The organism is Draconibacterium sp. IB214405, assembly GCF_033963885.1.
Lineage (GTDB): Bacteria > Bacteroidota > Bacteroidia > Bacteroidales > Prolixibacteraceae > Draconibacterium.
The window spans coordinates 135,521-154,428 of record NZ_JAXBMA010000006.1; the positions used below are offsets into that span (position 1 = coordinate 135,521).

Genomic DNA, 18,908 nt, shown 5'->3' on the forward strand with positions numbered 1-18,908 from the left:
ATTTATTTATTCGGCTGCAGCACAAGTTCGTCATATTCCCCGCGGCTAACAACAGCCTCAATTACCAGCGGATCATCAGCAGCAAAAGCTTTTTCCAATGCAGTTTTATACTCTTCGCTGTTTGTTACACGAACTGCCGGAACGCCAAAATAATTATTGGTCGGTTCATCTTCCATCACATTCAAATCAGTACCGTAACCACTGTCGAAATTCTTTTTCGTTTGCTTTATACTTATCAGCGATAAACTATCGTCGTAAATCACCACAAAAACGATGTTGAGATTAAGTCGTTTTGCTGTTGCCAACTCACCTACCATCATCAGAAAACCACCATCACCCATTAAGCTAACAACCGGCGCATCAGGATTACAAAGTTTTGCCGCCAAAGCTGCCGGAATAGCAAACCCCATGCTCGACCAGCCATTTGTCATTAATAATTTTTCGGGATGCGGCGTACGCCATTGTTGCCCAACGAGGTGTAAATGAGCTCCCACGTCAACCGTTAGAATTCCGTTATCTGGTAATGCTTTCCGCAATTCATCAACTACAGTCAAAGGCCCAAAACTATCCGGTTTGGGAGTCAGCTTTTTTACAATTTCCTTTCTGTTCTGCTCTAAAAATTTTAAATCCCATTCTTTCGCCGGAATCATAAGTTGTAGCAATTCATTCAAAGCAACATCGATTGTTCCTACAACATTTAAAACTTCCGGGATCTGTCCTGTCTCTACATCTGCCTTTTTGAAATCAATATGAATCAGCGGTACTTTGGGCATCCAGTCTTCATAATTAAACTCCACCGGATCGTAGCCAATTCCAATAACCAGGTCGGCTTGCGAATACACATTTGCAACATGGTTTGACAATGCATGAAAAAGCACTCCTCCATACAACGAATGCTCCTCCGGAAAAAGTCCTTTTGCCATTGGAGTGAGAACCACCGGAACCTGTAATTTTTCGGCGAGCGATACAAGTTGTTCACCAACCTGGGCATGCACAGCCGATAAACCAAGCGCCAAAACCGGCTTTTTGCTTTTCGTCAGAAGCTTTTCAATTTTTGTAACCTGATCGGCCACTAACGGCGACCACCGTTTTTTTTCCAGCCGCAAATAATCCACTTCTGCTTTCACTTTTTCTACCGGATTTCGTCCAATTCCTGCAGGAATTCCAATATGTACAGCACCGGGTGTATTTTCAGTAGCAATACCGGCTGCTTTCAGTATAATTTCTGCAATATTTTCCTGAGTGATGCGTGTAGTCCATTTGGTAATGGGGAAAAAAAGTTGTTCATGGTCGATATTCATCTGAACAGTTCTGTTTCTCAGGTTATCGGGCATTTCGTCGGTAAAGGCCAGCAAAGGAAACCGGTCGAGTTGAGCGCCGCCAACACCGGTACTCAAGTTGGTTGCACCCGGACCGAAAGTTGCAAAACAAACTCCGGGCACACCTGTTAACCGGCCACAAACACCAGCCATAAAAGCCGCCGTTGCTTCGTGACCAACCAATATAAAATCAATTCCGTCTTCTTTTCGCAAAGCTTCTACATAATCGATCATGTTACCGCTTGGCACCCCAAAAACGTAACGTACTCCAATCTCTTTTAAAGTATGTGCAAAAATTTCGGCAACCGTTGACATGCTTCTTTTATTTTAAAGCTAATTTAAAGCCTATTTCGTGAGAAAACAAAAGCAAAACAGCGACAAAAATCGAACCGAAACTATGAGATCATATCCTGAATCTCGTCCAGGCTTAAATCAGGTTCTGTTATTTCGAAGCGGGCCTTCGAATAGAATTCTTTTCGTTTCTTCAGTGTATCGTCAATAAAAACGACCAGCTCGTCACGCGATTTTCCTTTAATAAGCGGGCGTTCAGTTTTCGACTTCATCAAACGGTCGGCAAGAATAGCAGGATCGATATTCAGGAAAATGGTTTTACCGCTCTTATTCATCACGTCCACATTATCGAAAAAGCAAGGTGCTCCTCCCCCGGTTGCAATTATCACGTCAGTAAATTCCGATAACTCTTCAAGGGCTTTTCGTTCAATCTTTCGAAAACCATCTTCCCCATCTTCAGCAAATATTTGCGGGATTGTTCTACAGTTCCGCTCCTCAATATAATCGTCCATATCAACAAACTGCACACCCATGTGTTCCGACAAAAGTCTTCCCAACCGGGATTTTCCACACCCCATGTATCCTATTAAATATATCCGCATCCTCTCCTATTTCTGTTATGGATTAAAACAGCGAGCCCTGGCCGTCGTCTTCATTTTTGGGGCGATTTATTTCCATCGGAATGTCGTCAGTATTATCCACGGCATTGTCGTCAACTCCCCCTTCTTCATCGCGCTCACTCTCATCTTCATGATGATCGTAATCATCCTTAATCGTCGGCTCTATTTCTATAATTTTGTTTACATCGTAATTGCTAAGTCGTTTACCTTTTGCCTTCCACGATTTTACGCCAATAAACTCGGCAACTTCGATAATCTCATTTTCGCGCTCGGCATTCTTCCCACCAAAAGTAAGCTCCAAACGCGGGTAATGAACCCAGGTTATGCTTACCAGTCGGTTGTCTTTGTTATCGCCAATAAAACGAATCAGTTTTCCTTCCGGTTCATCAATCTCAAAACGTTTTACGTAGTAATAATCCTGATCAGCATCAAAATAAACCACCGACAAAATCTTACGTCTGTCAAATTTTTCAATTACCAGAATATCCTGTTGGAAGTGATTACTGAGGTCGTAATTGTACAACTGGAAATCGCCACTTTTGTAGATAACCAGAATCTGGTCTTCGCCTGTAAACTCGCCAAGATACTTGCCCCGGCTGTCGGCATTCAGTCGCAATACATCCGGATCGAACCAAATCTTACGGCCACCAAGCGTAGAAACTCCTTTTTCTTTCAGCGTAATTTTGTGGACTTCGTTTTTGGTCAGGATATTTCCCATCGACTGACGACCTTTTATGGCCAGCTCGCCAAGATCTTCTTCAAAAATGAGCTTTTTCAAACGTGGTTTTGGTTTTAAAACGATACGCAGCACTTCCGCTTCGCCGTTTGGATTGGCCGAAAAATATACGATACGCGAGCCCTTTGTTTCTTTGGTAAGGTTGTATTCTTTATCGCGGGTTACCCCGGTTACAAAGAAACGCTTCATGTAATAGAAACCCGTTTCGCCATCTTTGTAAACCACGTTGTAAATGGTTCGTTTATCGCTTTTTTTGAATACTGCCAGGTGAAGAATATTCTTACCGATAAACGCTTTATCGGTTACTTTGGTAATGTAATACGATCCGTCGCGGCGGAAAATAATGATGTCGTCGATATCGGAACAATCGCAAACAAATTCGGCCTTTTTGAGCGAGGTTCCCATAAATCCTTCTTTCCGGTCGACGTAAAGTTTTTCGTTCTTCACAACAACTTTGGCAGCCACAATATTCTCGAAACTCCTGATTTCGGTTTTGCGCTCCTTTCCTTTGCCATATTTTTGTTTCAGGTGTTTAAACCAGGCAATGGTAAAGTCAACAATATTTTCGATGTTGTGCTCAACTTCTGCAATCTCATCTTCGATTGATTTTAGCAGGTCGTTGGCTTTATCTTTATTAAATTTAAGGATACGTGCCATCCTGATTTCCATCAGTTTCAGGATATCCTCCCTTGTTACATCCCGTTTAAGTTTTGGCTTCCAGGGCTCCAATCGGTTATCGATATGAGCAACTGCCTGATCCATATTCTCCGCATCCTCAAACTTTTTATCCTTATAAATGCGTTCTTCGATGAATATTTTTTCGAGTGAAGAAAAATGCCATTGTTCTTCCAACTCCGACTTACGAATTTCCAACTCCAGTTTCAACAGGTCTTTTGTTGAATCGGCCGAACGTTTCAGAATTTCGGAAACGCCAATAAAATGCGGTTTATCGTTCTCAATAATACAGGCATTTGGCGACAGCGAAACTTCACAATCGGTAAAAGCATACAGCGCATCGATGGTTTTATCTGATGAAACCCCGGCAGCCAGATGCACCAGAATTTCAACATCAGCAGCAGTGTTATCATCAATCTTTTTGATTTTGATCTTGCCCTTATCGTTGGCTTTAATAATCGACTCGATCAAAGTAGATGTTGTTTTGCCGTATGGCACCTCGTTAATAACAAGCGTTTTATTATCGCGCTTTTCAATTTTGGCTCTTACTTTAACCGAGCCGCCACGCAGTCCATCGTTGTATTTGCTAAAATCGGCCGATCCTCCGGTTGGAAAATCGGGATACAATTCGAAATTCTTACCACGCAGGTACGCAATCGAAGCATCGATCAGTTCAATAAAGTTATGCGGGAACATTTTTGATGCGAGTCCAACGGCGATACCGTCGACTCCCTGTGCCAGCAATAACGGGAACTTAACCGGGAGTGTTACCGGTTCCTTTTTACGGCCATCATACGAAAGTTTCCATTCGGTGGTTTTGGGATTAAAAAGAACCTCCAATGCAAACTTTGTTAAGCGCGCCTCAATATAACGAGGAGCAGCTGCACCATCGCCGGTAAGAATATTTCCCCAGTTTCCCTGCGAATCGATCAGCAATTCTTTTTGGCCGATCTGCACAATCGCATCGCCAATAGAAGCATCTCCGTGCGGGTGATACTGCATGGTTTGCCCGATTATGTTCGCTACTTTGTTGTAACGTCCATCATCCATTTCGCGCATGGCGTGCATAATACGGCGCTGAACGGGCTTCAATCCGTCGTTAATATACGGAACGGCACGTTCGAGTATAACATACGAGGCATAGTCCAAAAACCAGTCGCGGTACATCCCCGACAGGTAGGTTACTTCCTCTTTAATATTATCGTCCTGAATTTCTTCGTGATCCAAATTCTCTTCTGACATTTCTTTCTTGAAATTTATCGTGCTCCCCCGCGGGGATTTTTCTTTACATTACTTCGTCTTTCTCAACATACAGGTTATCAATAATGAATTCCTGTCGCTCCGGGGTATTTTTGCCCATGTAATAAGCAAGCATCTGCGATACCGATTCGTGCTTTTTCATTTGCACCGGATCCAGTCGGATATCTTTTCCGATGAAATGTTTAAACTCGTCCGGCGATATTTCTCCCAAACCTTTAAATCGTGTGATTTCCGGTTTCCCGCGTAATTTCCCAATCGCTTTTATTTTTTCTTCTTCGGAATAGCAGTAGTAGGTTTTTTGCTTATTACGCACCCTGAACAGTGGCGTTTGTAAAATATACACATGACCTTTCTTTATCAATTCGGGGAAAAATTGCAGAAAGAATGTGATAAGTAGCAAACGAATGTGCATCCCGTCGACATCGGCATCTGTTGCAATAATTACCTTGCTGTAACGCAGGTCTTCCATGCTTTCCTCAATGTTCAACGCCGCCTGCAACAGGTTAAACTCTTCGTTCTCGTAAACCACTTTTTTAGTCAGACCAAAGGTATTCAACGGTTTTCCTTTCAAGCTGAACACCGCCTGAGTATTTACATCGCGCGATTTTGTAATCGATCCACTTGCCGAATCTCCCTCGGTAATAAAGATGCTCGATTCATCCTTCCGCTCGTCTTTTTCGTTAAAGTGAACACGGCAGTCGCGCAGTTTTTTGTTATGTAAATTGGCTTTTTTAGCCCTTTGCCTGGCCAGTTTCTTTACGCCGGAAATCGCTTTTCTTTCGCGTTCCGACTCTACGATACGTCGTAATAAAACCTCTGCGGTTTCCTGGTTTTTATGCAGGAAGTTGTCTAATTCCTTTTGCAGGAAATTACCAACATGTGCGCGCACCGACGGACCATCAGGACCAATATCTTTCGATCCGAGTTTGGTTTTGGTTTGCGACTCAAAAACAGGCTCTTCTACTTTAATGCTAACAGCCGCCACAATTGATGCCCGTATATCCGACGGGTCAAAATCCTTCTTGTAAAAATCCCTGATTGTTTTCACTAAAACTTCACGAAAAGCCTGTAAGTGAGTCCCTCCCTGGGTGGTGTGTTGGCCATTAACAAATGAATAATAATCTTCCCCATATTGATTACCATGCGTGATGGCAACCTCAATATCTTCGCCTTTTAAATGTATAATTGGGTAAATTGGGTCGTGATCCATATTTTCCTCAAGCAGGTCGCGCAATCCGTTACGCGAGTAAAAGCGCTCGCCGTTGTATTCGATGGTCAGTCCGGCATTAAGGAAAGTATAGTTTTTCATCATATTCACGATATAATCGTTCATATAACGATACTTCTTGAAAACACTTTCGTCGGGAACAAAAGTTACCAGTGTTCCGTTTTCCTCATCAAGTCCTTCAAAATCTTTTTCTCCCGTTTTTATTCCCTGGCTAAAATAAACCTCTTTAGCAACGCCTTCGCGAACTGCTTTTATCGTAAAATCGGTCGACAGCGCATTTACGGCTTTAATACCAACACCGTTCAAACCCACCGATTTTTTAAACACCTTATTGTCGTATTTTGCGCCGGTATTCATTTTGCTGACAACATCCACCAGTTTGCCAAGCGGAATTCCCCGTCCGAAATCGCGGATGGAAACCGTGTCCTGATCAACTGTTACAACGATTCGTTTACCATGTCCCATCATAAACTCATCGATGGAGTTGTCCATCACTTCTTTCAGCAAAACATAAATACCGTCGTCAGCAGAAGTTCCATCTCCCAATTTCCCAATGTACATTCCCGGGCGTCGCCGGATATGTTCCTGCCAATCTAACGTTTTAATAGTTCCTTCGTCGTAATTTGCGCTCATACTTCAATCTCAGAATCAACTTTCGAAAATTTTATGAACCCTGTGTCTTCGCTGGTTTTGCGCTTGCGGATCGTGGTTTTCCTAATAAAAAACACAGAATTCACCCAGTTGTCACAAATATAAACAAATACTCCACTCTGCAAGGGTTTTGACGGCCGCAATAACTAACAATCTACCGTTGAAAAAGTGTGAATAAAAACAGGCATACAAGCGGGCGAAGACGACTATTCATTCATGATTTGTTGCGAGAATTCGCAAGATTAAATCCGATTCTGTTTAGACAAAATACTGGTTTACAGATTTGAAAAATGATGATAAAAAATCAGCCGACGGCCTTAAATGATTCCCATCTTTTTCATCAGAAAAGTGGCATTCATGGTTTTTGTAACACCATCAGAAAGTTTGTAGTCGAAGATCAACTCGTTGTTTTCAATCCGAATTTCGAAACACTTATTAAAAACCTGCTTCGGGAGTTCGTTTTCCATCTCACTCAATTTCAGGTCGTGAGTGGCAATCATAGCTGCACATTGATACTGTGCAAGTTTTCGAACCAGCTCTTTAGAACCATTTAGTTTATCTACCGAGTTGGTTCCTTTTAGCATTTCATCGAGAATAACAAAAATTTGCTCGCCTGCAGCCAACCGATCGAGCACAGCTTTTATCCGTTTTAATTCGGCAAAGAAATACGACTCATCTTTTAGCAGCGAATCAGTTGTGCGCATGTTTGTATACAGGTCAACCGGTTTGATTTTCATCGACGAGGCACAAACGGGAGCTCCAATTTCGGCCAACAATATATTTGTTCCAACCGTGCGCAAAAAGGTACTTTTACCGGCCATGTTTGCCCCGGTTACAATCATTATTTGCGACCAGCCTTCAATTTCAATAGCATTGTTTACCCGCTTATCTTTTTTCAGCAGCGGATGCCCCAGCCCGGTAGCACACAACATAAATTCCTGATCCGAAATTTTAGGATACGCAAAATCGTCGTGATTATTGGCATAATTCGCCAAACTGATTAAAGCATCCATTTGAGCGATAATCTCCAGCCACTCGGCTAACCTGTCATGATTCTTTTTGTGCCAACTCCAAAGTTTATACACACAACGAATATCCCAGGTTAAAAGCCCGTTCAGCATAACACCCACCAATATATTCTGGCGGTATTCAAACTTCTTAACCAGGTTTTTTAGCTCTCCAAACAATTTACCGGCCGATGGCTCTGTCACTTTTTTCTGCAATTCGCACAAATACGGAGATCGAAATTCTTTCTGCTCAATCATATCCAGCAACTGCATGTATTTTGCAAGCAGATCGGACTTACGACCAAAAAAACCAAAGAAATAATTCACTCTTTTTGTCCAGGCAAACAAAAGCAAGAACTGAATAACGATCATCGTTACAAGATAAAAGTTAGTCCATCCAATTATTGCCGGAATTGCCGCCAAAACTGTTACTGCGGGAACAATACGAATTAACCACTTCACCAGGTTCGAATTCGTTAAGCCAAGCTCAAGTTCCGACCAGGACTGAATTTCATTATACTGCACAGTGGTTTCCTGAAACAGGTTGCCTTCGGTTAAAAAATCGAGTCGCCACAATGGCATTTCAACCAATTCTTTTATGGCTTCCTGACGCTGCTCAATTTCCTCTTTTACCTTAAGCGGCTTTTGCAACCAATCAGCCAGTCGCTGCCTGCCTTCAACCGTTGAAGTCCGGTTCAGATACTGAAACAAAGATCCTTCGCCAAACAGATCGAGGTCGTACGCAAATGGATGTTCAACATCTAAAAACTGCTCACCGTTCTCGAAATGCAGAAACGAATGCTCCAGCGCTTTCAATTCATCTTCAAGCAATTTCTTTTTAATCGTAAGTGTTTGCTTTATTTTTTCGAGACGAAGATTTCTTTTAATGAGGTAAAAAAACAGAACAACAAGAGGAAGCGTACAATACAGAGCTGCGAGCTCCCAGCCAAGTATTATTAACGGAAGAAATATTCCAACAAATGAGCCAAAACGATACCAGGCAAAACGTTTTACTTTCGCCGATATTCGCTGCAGTTCATCAGTATAAAACGAAAGTTTTTCGGAATAAAGCCTGGCCGGATCATTCATTTATAAAACATTATAATGACGAAGAATAGCAACAGCAACAAATACAGTACACAACAATACAGTGTAGATTAAAACGATAGTTCCTACCTCTCTTGCCGAAAGTGCCGTTTTTTCAATTTTTGGCGAGCGCCCAAAAAAGAAATGGTTCTCTACAAACATCATCAGCCGGAATAATCCCCAACCAATTAACCAACCTACAAGTCCTCCGCAAATCAGATCGAGGGGGTAATGCACGCCCACATAAATACGTGAATAACAAAACACAAGCACCCACGACAGCATTATAAAATAAAACGTGCGGTTTTTGAATGTACGGGAAATAAGTACCAACATCGCCACCGAGTTGGCAGCATGTGCCGAGACAAAACCATAAGGCCCGCCTTTACCCATCACCTCGTGCACCAAATGCGCAATGGCCGGATCGTGCACAGGGCGGAAACGCTGAAAGAAATCTTTTATTAATCCTGAAAACTGATCGGTAGCCGCAATTAACAGCGCCAAAGCAATAAGAATTAAAATGGTCTTGATCCGATAATTTTTTAATATATAAAATAAAATGCTGGCAAAAAACGGGATCCAGATTTCCTGTCGCGTAATCATCACCATGATGGGATCCCAAAAACCATTGTGCAAGCCGTTAAGGAATAAAAACAGATCCTTATCCAGCTCCATTATTCGTTGAATTAACTCCATTAACTATTTAAAATTTCCCAGATTTGGTCTTTCAATTGTTGAATATTAAACCCTGAAACGGCAGAAAAAAACATGTGCGGAATATCGCCCAGCTCGCTGCTAATTTCCTTCATCAGTTCCTCATCAAGCATATCGGCTTTACTGATGGTTAAAAAGCGCTGTTTGTCGAGCAACTCGGGATTGTATTTTTCGAGTTCGTTGAGCAATACTTTATATTCTTTCAGGTGATCTTTACTATCGGCCGGCACCATAAACAACAGCATCGAGTTTCGTTCGATGTGGCGCAAAAAACGCAGTCCCAAACCACGTCCTTCGTGTGCTCCTTCAATAATTCCGGGAATATCGGCCATCACAAACGAACGTTGTTCACGGTGTCCCACAATTCCTAAATTCGGCACAAGCGTAGTAAACGGGTAATCGGCAATTTTTGGTTTTGCCGCCGACACTACAGACAGTAAAGTCGATTTTCCGGCACTCGGAAATCCAACCAAACCAACATCGGCCAGTACTTTTAGCTCCAGTATCTTCCAACCTTCCACACCTTCTTCGCCGGGTTGTGCATAACGTGGTGTTTGATTGGTAGACGTTTTAAAATGGTCGTTACCTAATCCTCCACGGCCACCTTTCATCAGAATTTGCTCTTCGCCGTGTGTTGTAATCTCGAACAGGAATTCGCCGGTTTCCACATCGCGGGCCACCGTTCCCAGCGGCACTTCCAGGTAAATATCCTCCCCGTCGGCACCTGTACTACGCTGCTTTCCGCCCGGTTCACCATGTCCGGCTTTAATATGTTTTCGGTATTTCAGGTGCAGCAATGTCCACATCTGCTCATTCCCCACAAGAATAACGTGGCCACCACGACCACCATCGCCACCATCGGGGCCACCTTTGGCAACATATTTCTCTCTGCGCAAATGCGCCGAGCCGGAACCTCCGTTACCCGACTGACAATGAATTCTTACGTAATCAACAAAATTGGTCTCTGCCATCTGATCTTTACTGTTCGTTTACTATACAAATATAAAAAAGGTGAGATACTTGTCCTACAACAAGCTCCTCACCCTTGTAAATCAATGTTATAATTTTTCTACAACTTCCTGCAATCTTCCTGCAATTTCCTCGATAGTACCCATTCCGTTTACATCGAAATGTTTACCCTGTGGCTTGTAGTATTCAATTAACGGAAGTGTTTTTTCGGTGTAAACCGTGATGCGATTCTCAATAATCGACTGGTTTTGATCGTCGGAACGGCCCGAAACTTTTCCGCGGCTTAACAAACGATCGATCAATTCCTGTTTTTCAACCTGCAGACAAAGCATGCCTGAGATTGGAGTACCATTTTCGTTCAGCAAAACATCAAGGGCTTTTGCCTGATCAACGGTACGTGGAAATCCATCGAAAATAAAACCTTTCGCATCGGTATTCGCGTCTAGTTTAGTTTTAATCATTCCAATCACCACTTCATCAGGAACCAATTCTCCTTTATCCATGAAGTTTTTGGCTTCTTGCCCCAATGTTGTTCCTTCAGCAATTTCGCTACGTAACAAATCACCGGTCGACAAGTGGATCAATCCAAATGATTTTATTAGAAATTCGGCCTGGGTTCCTTTTCCAGCTCCCGGTGGGCCAAACAATACAAGATTTAACATAATTTTTGGTTGTTTTTTTATTTTACTACTGTGTAAATATCGATCAGATTTCTACCGTAGCCGTCGTAGTCAAGTCCGTAACCTACGATAAAATCATTCGGGATCTCTATTCCCACATATTTTAGATCGACTTCTTTTTGAAGCGCATCGGGCTTTAACAACAAGGTTGCCACCTGCACTTCTTTTGGATTCATTTGTTCCAGTTGCTCCAAAATATTATTGATGGTAATTCCGGTATCAACAATATCCTCTAAAACAACAACGGTTCGTCCTTCAATTTCTTCATTTAAACCGATCAGTTGTTTCACTTTTCCGGTTGTAGAATCGCCTTGATACGAAGCCAGTTTTACAAACGAAATCTCCGACTCAACAAAGTTAATCCGCTTATAAACTTCGGCGGCAAACATAAACGAACCATTCAAAATACACAGGAAAAGCGGATTTTTATCTGCCAATTCCTCATTCATTTGTTCAGCCATTTGTTCAATAACCGAACGAATCTTCTCATATGGAATAAATAACTCAAATTCCTTATCCAGGATTTTAACCTTCTTCATATGTGGATTTGATTTTTATTAATTGCTAATTTGCTGTATTTTCGTGCTGAAAATAAAAAGATACAAAGTAACAAATAAATTATAAAACATGACTCCAAAAGTTAGTATTATTATGGGCAGCACATCGGATTTAACGGTGATGGAAAAAGCTGCTAAACTGTTTGATGAGTTTGAAATTCCTTTCGAGATCAATGCTTTGTCAGCACATCGCACACCGGAAGAAGTAGAAAGCTTTGCCAAAGGAGCCAAAGACCGTGGTATTAAAGTGATTATTGCGGGTGCCGGAATGGCGGCGCACCTGCCGGGTGTTATTGCTGCAATGACTCCAATTCCGGTAATTGGTGTTCCGATTAATGCCAGCCTTTCGGGGTTTGATTCGATTCTTGCTATTCTTCAAATGCCTCCGGGGATACCGGTAGCAACTGTTGCTGTTAACGGTGCAATGAATGCTGCTATTTTAGCAACACAAATGATGGCCACCGGCGATGAAGAAGTGATGAATAAACTGATTGCTTACAAAGAGAATCTGAAAGAGAAAATTGTTAAAGCCAACCAGGAACTTTCGGAGGTAAAGTACAGATTTAAAACAAATTAATTGCAAGTAAAGATATTTTACTTAATTTTAAAGAGGTATTAATTAATACCTCTTTTTTTATGCAAAAACCCTTTTACATACTATTGCTATGCTCAACATTAATTGCATCAACAGCCTCCTCGCAAAATTACACCGGAGGCGCACGATCGACTGCGCTGTCAAACGCTTTTGTTTCTATTTCCGACACCTGGAGCACTTTCCACAACCAGGCAACTTTAGCTCAATTCAATCATTTTTCTGCCGGAATTTATTACGAGTCGAAATACGGAATCGATGAATTTGCATTGGCAGCATCAAGTGTTGTTTTGCCAACTTCCGCCGGAACTTTTGGTTTGAGTTTTTACCAGTTCGGAAAAGGAACATTTAAAGAACACAAAATCGGTTTTGCCTACGCCAAACAACTTTCTGAACGTTTGAATGCCGCTGTTCAATTCGATTACCAAACACAACACTTGCCCGAAAATGCTGATGTTTTTTCGTTCGTGACTTTTGAGCTGGGTGCAACTTATCAATTGACTGAGCAAATTAAACTAGGTGCCCACATTTACAATCCGCTTAAAAACGGCTTCAATTATCCGGAAGAGAAGATAAAACTTCCGGCAATTTTCAGGCTGGGTGCTCATTATGCTTTCGATGAACATGTCCTAGTGAGTTTTGAAACGCAAAAAGAATCAGACCATGATGTGGTTGTCAAGTCCGGATTAGAATTTATGCCGGTACAGAATCTGGCACTTCGTTTTGGAATTTCGGGAAGGCCGGTGCAATACACAGCCGGACTGGGCTACAGTTTTAAAAACGTTAGGACCGACATTGCATTCAGTTACCACGGTAATTTAGGATTTACACCATCAGTTTCCATTCAATACCAACTAAAATGAGAAGTCCGGTCCGACATATCCTTTTCATCCTGTTGCAACTGATTGTTTTGGCATCATCAGCACAAAACGAAACGCCGGATCAAATGATTGAATCGATATTGGAATCGCATCTCGACAAAATTGAAGAAGGTACCGATGTTGCATTGATCATTGAAGACCTTGAATATTTCCTTGAACACCCCATTAATATCAACGCAACCAATGCCACTGAACTGGCCCGGCTCTATTTGTTGAACGAAATACAGATTCAAAAATTACTGGAATACGTTACGAATTACGGCCCGGTTTATTCCATTTTCGAATTAAAAACCGTTGATGGATTTACACCCGACCTTCTACAAAAACTGCAATATTTTATTGAGTTTGGCCCAAAAGAACAGGAACAGCAAACATTAAAAGACCAGTTAAAATATGCCGACAACCAATTACTATTACGAACATTAGGAACCTTACAAAAAGCACGCGGCTATAAGGAAAAAGACGATGGCACCATTCCGTACGAAGGCAACCGGTTTCGCTATTACACGCGTTATAATTTCAGAGTAGATGACAAACTTTCTGCCGGTTTTACCGCTGAAAAAGATCCGGGCGAAGCCTTTTTTTCCGGCTCCAACAAACATGGCTTCGATTACTACTCGGGGCACATCAGTTTTAAATTGAACGAAACTTTTGAAAATATTTCCGTAGGCGATTATCTGGTACGATCAGGACAGGGTTTGGTGTTGTGGCAAGGTTACACCACCGGAAAATCGGAAAATGTTTTAGGAATCAGCAAAACCGGGCAGGGCGTTCGGGCTTACACATCGGTGGATGAGAATTTTTATTTCAGAGGTGCTGCGGGTACGGTAAAATTTGGGAACTCGCGTTTGAGTTTATTCTATTCACATAAAAATGCCGATGGCAATTTGGCTTACAGCGATTCTACCGTAACTCATTTTACCAGCCTTCAAACTTCGGGCTACCACCGAACCGAGAGCGAAATTGCAGATGAAAAGACCGTAAAATTCACCAACGCCGGCGGAGTTTTTACGCATAATTTCAATCACCTGAAACTGGGAGCAACAGTTGTTTATCAGCACTTTGACAAACCATTTATTCGCAGCGATCAGCTTTACAATCAGTTTCGATTCAGTGGAACTGAAAATTACACCGCCGGTGCCGATTATCTTTTTAGCAAAAACAACTACACACTTTTTGGTGAGGCTGCACTCTCAAAATCAAAAGGGAAAGCAGTAACACAAGGCGCGATCGTTCATGTAAACGACCAGCTGGGATTTTCAGCGCTGTTTCGTCATTTCGATAAAGACTACCACGCTTTTTGGGCCAACACCATGGCCGAAGGAAGCAATATTTCAAACGAGTCCGGACTTTATTTTGGGCTGCGTTTTTTACCCGCCAAATTTGTTACGTTATCCGCCTACTCCGATGTTTATCAATCGGAGTGGTTTAACTACTCTACTGCAGGTCCGGCACGTTCCTGGGATATTTTTACGCTGGCCGATTTTCAGATCAGTGAAAAATTAAATGGCTACCTCCGTTTTAAAAACGAGGAAAAAGATCAAAAATTCAAGAACGAAAACCGTTACATCAACCTTCCCGAGCGTGTTCAAAAATTACGTTTACACATTCAATTTCAAGTTTCGGAAACGATTCTGCTAAAAACCCGAGCCGAACATGTTTATTACAAAGACGACGAAAGCGAAAATGGCTTTCTTCTTTTTCAGGATATTCAATTTAAACCACAAGAATTTCCGATGAACCTTGCTGCCCGGCTGGCATGGTTTCATACAGAAAGTTACAACAGCCGCATTTACGCTTACGAAAACGATATTCTTTATGCTTTTTCAATTCCGGCGTATTACGGCAACGGATTTCGGGGATATCTCAATTTAAAATACCAGGCTGCAAAAAAAATCGAGTGCTGGTTAAAACTGGCAAACACCTGGTGGATCGACCGTGAAATCATCAGTTCGGGCTATAACGAGATAGCAGGACACCACAAAACAGAGTTAAAATTCCAGTTGAGGTTGAAATTTTAAATTTGAATACCTTACTTTGTCAGGTTAAAATTTAAATAATGCGAGACATTGATTTTGATGATATTCGCCCTTACACTGACAAAGAAGTAAAACAAAAGATCAGACAATTACTAAAGGACAAAACCTTTGACGACGTTCTGCATCACCTGTTTAAAAACCGGCCAAAGGTTGAAATGGTAAAATTTCAGTTACGCCGGGTAAGCAGCATTAAACAGTTGCAAGGCGTGTTTATTTACGACCTTTTGCACTGGTTGGTTGACAAAACTTCAGACGGACTAAAAGTTACCGGAATAGATAAACTGGATAAAACCAAACCTTACCTGTTTATTTCGAACCACCGCGATATTATTCTGGATGCGGCGTTATTAAATTTCCTCATTTTCGAACATGGCATGAACACCACCCAAATTGCAATTGGCGACAACCTGTTGCAATACGAGTGGATAGAACATACGGTTAAACTGAATCGATCGTTTGTAATTAAACGGAATTTGCCACCACGCGAACTAATGATGGCTTCGAAAAAGGTTTCGCATTTTATTCGTAAATCAATTACCGAAGATAAATTATCGGTGTGGATTGCACAGCGCGAGGGAAGGACAAAAGACGGCAACGACAAAACTCAGGAAAGCGTTTTAAAGATGCTGAACATGAGCAATAAAGACGGAATTTCCGACGGTTTTAACGAGCTGAATATCGTTCCGGTTTCTATTTCGTATGAGATTGAGCCTTGTGGTTTGGCCAAACTTCGCGAGCTGATAAAAAAAGAACACTACGGCAGGGCAAAACAAAGCAAAGACGATTTGAAAGCGATGTCGATGGGTATGTTTGCACCAAAAGGAAGAATGCGGTTTGCCTTTGGCACACCCATAGAAACCCATTTTGAGCTGGCCAAAAACAACGAGCAGCGCAATGATTATATCCGTCGTTTGGCTGAAATGATTGACGACCAGATCTACAAAAACTTTAAACTGTGGCCCAGCAATTTTGTAGCTTACGATATGCTGATGCAGGAGCACCGTTTTAAAGACCGTTACACTGCCGACGAACAAAAGAAATTTGAAATAATGGTGGAACAGGCCATGGTGCATATCGATTTCCCGATAACCGACATACAGGAACGTTTTCTGAAACTTTATGCCTACCCGGTAATTAACAAATTCGACAGAAATAAAAAGTAATGCAATCAATTATCTGGGACTGGAACGGTACGCTGCTTAACGATCTTGACTTTTGTATTTCAACCATTAATGTGCTGCTCAAAAACCGACAACTAAATCTGCTCGATCATTTTTCGTACAAAGAGGTATTCTCGTTTCCGGTAAAAGACTGCTACGAATCAATTGGTTTTGATTTTTCGAAAGAAGACTTTTCGGTTGCGGCACAGGAATATATGGATATTTACAACGCAGGAGTTTCAAACTGTAAATTACATTCGGGCGTTATCGACGTACTGGAACATTTTAAAAATATGGGCTACCGGCAATTTGTACTTTCGGCAATGAAACAGGACATGTTGTTACACACCTTAAAACACCAGAATATTTTTGACTATTTTGAAGGTGTCGCCGGATTGAATGATCATTATGCGGTTTCGAAAATTGAACGTGGAAAACAGTTTATCCGCGAATTTAACATCGATAAAACGCAGGCAACAATTGTTGGCGATACAAACCACGATTTTGAAGTTGCACAACAATTGGAAGTTGATTGCATTTTGGTTGCCGACGGGCATCAATCAAAAGACCGACTTAAAGCAACCGGGGCAAAAGTTATTGATGATTTACGAGCGCTAAAAACGCTGCCGCTTTAATCCAGAAATTCTCTTTTCTTGATATCCCTTACAAATAACTGAAGATTTGTTTTTCCCCGGTATTCGTTTTCGTTAATCGAATAACAAACATCAAAAGGCGAACCGGACGTGATTACATCGTAAGCTTCCGATTGATTAAAGGCAATTCCCGGAAAAATTCCTGAATTTACATCAGGCTCAACCAGGTCGAGTTTTAAGTGTTCGGCATTTTTCCCTACCAAACGGCTTGTTCCGGCATCGAATACATCTTCAGTAACAAACACCGGCATCATATTGTGTGGGCCAAACGGCGCAAATTGTTTCAGGATTCGATAAAAGCGTGGTGTAATCTCACTGAGCGCAATTTTTGCGTCCACCTCAATGGTTTGAACCTGCTGTTTATCGGTAATCTGATTGGTAACAATTTCTTCGAAGCGGCGTTTGAACTCCGGAATATTTTCAATTTTCATGGTCAACCCTGCGGCATACATGTGTCCACCGTATGATTCCAGCAAATCGCTACACTGACCGATTGCTTCGTACAAATCAAAATCGCGCACCGAACGTGCTGATCCTGTTGCCAAACCATTCGATTCGGTTAAAATTATGGTTGGCCGGTAGAAATGCTCGGTAACCCGCGATGCAACAATTCCAACCACTCCTTTGTGCCAATCGCGGTTATACAACACTGTGCTGTTCATCGCTTTTAACTCTGCACTATTCTCGATGGTATCCAATGCATCCTGGGTAATGTCGCGGTCTAGCGTTTTCCGGATTTCATTAAAAGAGTCGATCTCCTCTCCCAGCAAATCCGATTTATCTTCATCGGTTGAAACAAGAATCTGTACCGATTTTTTACCATGTTCAATCCGGCCCGATGCATTTAAGCGCGGTCCGATTTTAAACACAATATCGCTGATTGTAATTTCGGTTCCTGAGATACCTGCAAAATTTATAATCGTCTGTAAACCAATCCCCGGATTCGAGTTTAGCTTTTTAAGACCATAATAAGCCAGCACCCGGTTTTCTCCGGTTATCGGAACAATATCGGCAGCAATACTTACCGCGACCAAATCGAGTAAATCGTATATTTCTTCGTAATCAATTTCATGTTTTTTACAGTAGGCCTGCAACAACTTAAAACCTACACCGCAACCTGACAATTCTTTATAAGGATATTGACAATCGGTCTGTTTCGGATCGAGCACTGCAACAGCCGGCGGAACTTCGTCATCCGGATTATGATGATCGCAAATAATAAATTCAAGCCCGCGTTCTTTTGCCGTAGCAATTTTCTCAACGGCTTTAATTCCGCAATCGAGCGCAACAATAAGCGTCACCCCTTTCTCAACAGCATAATCGATACTTTTAGGAGAAATTCCGTAGCCCTCGCTGTAACGATCAGGTATATAATATTCAATATCGTTAATCCGCTGTTTCAGAAACTGGTACATCAACGCAACTGAGGTGGTTCCATCCACATCATAATCGCCGTAAACAATAACTTTTTCCTGATTTTCAATAGCCTGATCTAAACGCGCCACTGCTTTATCCATATCTTTCATCAGGAATGGATCGTGGAGGTCGCTTAAACGGGGACGGAAAAATGCTTTTGCTTCGGGGTAGGTTTTTATACCCCGCTGAACCAGCAGACGGGCGATAACCATATTCACATTTAACGCCGCAGAAAGGTGTTTCACCTCATTTTGGTCGCCTTGTTTTTTTAAGTTCCAAATTCTATCCATGCTGCGTTATCGTGTTTTTCAAGATGTGAATGGCAAAGATACAAAATGCAATTGCATATGGAAATAAATCATCCAACCTCAACA

General features: G+C 41.9%; 15 protein-coding genes. 5 read left to right on the forward strand and 10 right to left on the reverse strand.

Going from position 1 to position 18,908, the window contains the following annotated elements; all coding sequences use genetic code 11:
• Positions 1–2: 2 nt before the first annotated feature.
• The 9 genes from SLH46_RS19605 to hpt form a co-directional block, all read right to left on the reverse strand.
• On the reverse strand, positions 3–1,634 hold the full coding sequence (locus SLH46_RS19605) for a thiamine pyrophosphate-binding protein (protein WP_320282920.1): 1,632 nt from the start codon (positions 1,632–1,634) through the stop codon (positions 3–5).
• Between the two features lie 80 nt (positions 1,635–1,714).
• The gene (locus SLH46_RS19610) at positions 1,715–2,212 is read right to left on the reverse strand and encodes a shikimate kinase (RefSeq protein WP_320282921.1); all 498 of its coding nucleotides are present in this window, start codon (positions 2,210–2,212) and stop codon (positions 1,715–1,717) included.
• A gap of 22 nt (positions 2,213–2,234) precedes the next feature.
• Positions 2,235–4,883 carry a DNA gyrase/topoisomerase IV subunit A gene (locus SLH46_RS19615; protein ID WP_320282922.1) on the reverse strand — a complete coding sequence of 883 codons (2,649 nt, stop codon included), beginning with the start codon at positions 4,881–4,883 and terminating at the stop codon, positions 2,235–2,237.
• Positions 4,884–4,926: 43 nt separating this feature from the next.
• Positions 4,927–6,762 carry a DNA topoisomerase IV subunit B gene (locus SLH46_RS19620; RefSeq protein ID WP_320282923.1) on the reverse strand — a complete coding sequence of 612 codons (1,836 nt, stop codon included), beginning with the start codon at positions 6,760–6,762 and terminating at the stop codon, positions 4,927–4,929.
• Positions 6,763–7,097: 335 nt separating this feature from the next.
• The gene (locus SLH46_RS19625; protein WP_320282924.1) at positions 7,098–8,876 is read right to left on the reverse strand and encodes a MutS-related protein; all 1,779 of its coding nucleotides are present in this window, start codon (positions 8,874–8,876) and stop codon (positions 7,098–7,100) included.
• Complete coding sequence (locus tag SLH46_RS19630; RefSeq protein ID WP_320282925.1) at positions 8,877–9,569, reverse strand: phosphatase PAP2 family protein; 693 nt, start codon at positions 9,567–9,569, stop codon at positions 8,877–8,879.
• Complete coding sequence (gene obgE / locus SLH46_RS19635; RefSeq protein WP_320282926.1) at positions 9,569–10,558, reverse strand: GTPase ObgE; 990 nt, start codon at positions 10,556–10,558, stop codon at positions 9,569–9,571. The genes SLH46_RS19630 and obgE overlap by 1 nt, the downstream gene beginning before the upstream one ends.
• 87 nt (positions 10,559–10,645) lie before the next feature.
• Positions 10,646–11,218, reverse strand: coding sequence for an adenylate kinase (locus SLH46_RS19640; protein ID WP_320282927.1), 573 nt, complete (start codon positions 11,216–11,218; stop codon positions 10,646–10,648).
• 17 nt (positions 11,219–11,235) lie between these two features.
• Positions 11,236–11,775, reverse strand: a complete 540-nt coding sequence (gene hpt / locus SLH46_RS19645) for a hypoxanthine phosphoribosyltransferase (protein ID WP_320282928.1) — start codon at positions 11,773–11,775, stop codon at positions 11,236–11,238.
• A gap of 88 nt (positions 11,776–11,863) precedes the next feature.
• On the opposite strand from hpt, the gene purE reads away from it, so the two are divergent.
• The 5 genes from purE to SLH46_RS19670 are packed head-to-tail and all read left to right on the forward strand — an operon-like array spanning position 11,864 to position 17,100.
• On the forward strand, positions 11,864–12,370 hold the full coding sequence (gene purE / locus SLH46_RS19650; protein ID WP_320282929.1) for a 5-(carboxyamino)imidazole ribonucleotide mutase: 507 nt from the start codon (positions 11,864–11,866) through the stop codon (positions 12,368–12,370).
• A gap of 59 nt (positions 12,371–12,429) precedes the next feature.
• A complete protein-coding gene (locus SLH46_RS19655; protein WP_320282930.1) occupies positions 12,430–13,248 on the forward strand; it encodes a hypothetical protein in 819 nt (272 codons plus the stop codon).
• Positions 13,245–15,287 carry a ComEA family DNA-binding protein gene (locus SLH46_RS19660; protein ID WP_320282931.1) on the forward strand — a complete coding sequence of 681 codons (2,043 nt, stop codon included), beginning with the start codon at positions 13,245–13,247 and terminating at the stop codon, positions 15,285–15,287. Before SLH46_RS19655 ends, SLH46_RS19660 begins: the two co-directional genes overlap by 4 nt.
• A 38-nt stretch (positions 15,288–15,325) precedes the next feature.
• Positions 15,326–16,468: a 1-acyl-sn-glycerol-3-phosphate acyltransferase gene (locus SLH46_RS19665; protein ID WP_320282932.1), complete on the forward strand. Its 1,143-nt coding sequence runs from the start codon at positions 15,326–15,328 to the stop codon at positions 16,466–16,468.
• On the forward strand, positions 16,468–17,100 hold the full coding sequence (locus SLH46_RS19670; protein WP_320282933.1) for an HAD family hydrolase: 633 nt from the start codon (positions 16,468–16,470) through the stop codon (positions 17,098–17,100). The genes SLH46_RS19665 and SLH46_RS19670 overlap by 1 nt, the downstream gene beginning before the upstream one ends.
• On the opposite strand, the gene recJ is transcribed toward SLH46_RS19670, so the two are convergent.
• Positions 17,097–18,824 carry a single-stranded-DNA-specific exonuclease RecJ gene (recJ, locus tag SLH46_RS19675; protein ID WP_320282934.1) on the reverse strand — a complete coding sequence of 576 codons (1,728 nt, stop codon included), beginning with the start codon at positions 18,822–18,824 and terminating at the stop codon, positions 17,097–17,099. The two genes, SLH46_RS19670 and recJ, sit on opposite strands and share 4 nt — an antisense overlap.
• Positions 18,825–18,908: the final 84 nt, after the last annotated feature.